The 2,556-nt window shown below is 36.0% G+C and carries 3 protein-coding genes; 2 read left to right on the forward strand and 1 reads right to left on the reverse strand.

Features of this window, described 5'->3' with window-relative positions; genetic code table 11:
• Window positions 1-213 (forward strand): hypothetical protein (locus ACIQZC_RS10650; protein WP_396139202.1); only part of this gene is annotated, 213 nt, incomplete at its 5' end.
• 68 nt (window positions 214-281) lie between these two features.
• Here the strand turns inward: ACIQZC_RS10650 and ACIQZC_RS10655 are convergent.
• Complete coding sequence (locus tag ACIQZC_RS10655; RefSeq protein ID WP_396139200.1) at window positions 282-1,640, reverse strand: rhodanese-related sulfurtransferase; 1,359 nt, start codon at window positions 1,638-1,640, stop codon at window positions 282-284.
• A gap of 168 nt (window positions 1,641-1,808) precedes the next feature.
• Here ACIQZC_RS10655 and recA point away from each other — a divergent pair.
• Window positions 1,809-2,556: recombinase RecA (gene recA, locus ACIQZC_RS10660; RefSeq protein WP_396139201.1), on the forward strand; the 748-nt coding region annotated here is incomplete at its 3' end.

Here is a 2,556-nt window from a genome sequence, read left to right on the forward strand (position 1 = left end):
GAAAGTTTGTTGCAGCTATCGGTGCCGCAAGACCCATTATTATTACACCCTTTTGGTGCACCACCATCAGTGGTTGAACAGTTTGTACATGCCATAATTTCGATATATAGTGATTGCCCTTTGTGGACTACGTTTCAAAACGTTTTTGAGCGTAAAGATATTGAATTTTTGTTGAATCTTTCAAATTCGATAGTGGAAGTTTGTCCAAAATAAAAAAACCTATCTCGTAGTAAAACGAAATAGGTAGGTTTATAGTATTTAAAAAGTTGTAAGAACTAATTTTATGTTCCTAATTTATAAAGTCTGTCAGATAAACGCACTCTAAATGGGACTTCAAACGTGACTTTATCGCCAAGTTTAGCAACTGTATTTTCGGTTCCGTTAACCAACATTTTTTCCAAAATTAATTCCTGATTTCCTGTTGTAGGTCCCGAAATTAAGATTTTTTCTCCTACCTTTAATTCATTATTTTCAATGATAAAAAGTCCTACTTGTGCTTTAACATAAAAATGTTCAGCTTTTCCTAAAAGAGTTTTCTTGATTTTTATCTTTTGACGGATATCGTTTGATTTTGAGGCTGTAGCCAATGCCGTATCGGATAGTTCACCCGAATGTTTGAACTTCAATTTTTCAGATTTTCCTTTTCGGAATACTTTATTCCCGACTTGTTTGCCTCGACGCAATTTTACTTGTTCGGCTAAAGGCAAATGGGTGATTTCTTGACATTCAGTGGAGCAACAATTTTCCATAGCTGTCTTACAGTCGTCGCATTGAATGAATAACAAATGGCAACCATCATTCAAACAATTAGTGTGATTGTCACACGGTTTTCCGCATTGGTGGCATTGCGAAACGATATCGTCTGTAATTCTTTCGCCTAAGCGATGATCAAAAACAAAGTTTTTACCAATGAATTTACTTTCTAGATTTTCTTCTTGAATTTGTTTAGCATAATTGATGATGCCGCCTTCTAATTGGAACACGTTTTTAAAACCTTGGTGTTTAAAATAGGCCGATGCTTTTTCGCAACGAATTCCCCCGGTGCAATACATCACCAAATTTTTATCTTCTTTAAAGTTTTTTAATTGCGCGTTGATTATGGGTAAACTTTCTCTAAAAGTCTCAACATCGGGCGTAATTGCACCTTTAAAATGCCCAATTTCACTTTCGTAATGGTTTCTAAAATCGACCACAATGGTGTTTGGATCATCTAAGATTTGATTGAATTCCTTTGCTTTTAAATGTACGCCAATATTGGTTACATCAAAAGTTTCATCACTCAACCCATCGGCTACAATTTTATCACGAACTTTTACGGTCAATTTCAAAAATGAATGATCATCTTGTTCAACGGCTACATTCAATCGAATGCCTTGCATAAAAGAATAGGCTTCTAAAGTTTGGCGAAAGGCTTCAAAATTTTCGGCAGGAACACTCATTTGTGCATTAATTCCTTCTTTGGCCACATAGGTTCGACCAAGGGCGTCAAGGGCATTCCAAGCAACGAATAAATCGTCTCTAAATTTCTTAGGATCTTCAATTTTGGCATACGCATAGAACGACAAAGTAAGTCTTTGTTTGCCGGCTTGATCAATCAGCTCGGCTCTTTCTTCTGCGCTTAAGGTGTTGTACAGTTGCATGCTATAAACGTTTAAGTGAGAAATATGTTGAACTCTAAATGGAAGAATTCGGGTGTAAATGTAATAAATTTGGATATCAATTTCGGTTTTCTCAAGAAAAACAAAAATATATTAACATTTTTTGGAACAATTAAAAAAAGCTGTATTTTTACGAAAAATAATCTTATTATGAGTGCAGATAAAGAAGCCAAATTAAAAGCCTTACAATTAACGTTAGACAAACTTGACAAAACCTACGGAAAAGGAACCGTAATGAAATTAGGCGATAGCGCCGTTGAAGAAGTGGATTCAATTCCTTCGGGTTCATTAGGAATAGACTTAGCTTTAGGAGTAAATGGATACCCAAGAGGTAGAGTCATTGAAATTTATGGCCCAGAATCGTCAGGAAAAACTACGTTAACATTACACGCCATTGCTGAAGCTCAAAAAGCAGGGGGAATTGCAGCATTTATCGATGCAGAACATGCTTTCGATCGTTTTTATGCCGAAAAATTAGGTGTTGATATTGATAATTTAATCATTTCGCAACCAGATAACGGAGAACAAGCGCTTGAAATTGCAGAAAGTTTAATTCGCTCAGGTGCAGTAGACATTGTCGTGATTGACTCTGTTGCCGCCTTGACTCCAAAAAGCGAAATTGAAGGTGATATGGGAGATAGCAAAATGGGATTACACGCCCGATTGATGTCTCAAGCGTTACGAAAATTAACAGGAACCATTCACAAAACCAATTGTACCGTGTTTTTTATCAATCAGTTGCGTGATAAAATTGGCGTAATGTTTGGAAGTCCTGAAACTACAACCGGAGGAAATGCCTTGAAATTTTATGCGTCGGTTCGAATTGACATTAGAAGATCTACTCAAATTAAAGATGGTGATAATGTTTTAGGAAATAGAACCAAAGTTAAAATTGTAA

Source organism: Flavobacterium sp. (assembly GCF_044338735.1).
Lineage (GTDB): Bacteria > Bacteroidota > Bacteroidia > Flavobacteriales > Flavobacteriaceae > Flavobacterium.

Excerpts from the sequence above, each read along its gene's own strand:
- ACIQZC_RS10655 (WP_396139200.1), bottom strand. The coding sequence starts at position 1,640 with ATGCAACTGTACAACACCTTAAGCGCAGAAGAAAGAGCCGAGCTGATT.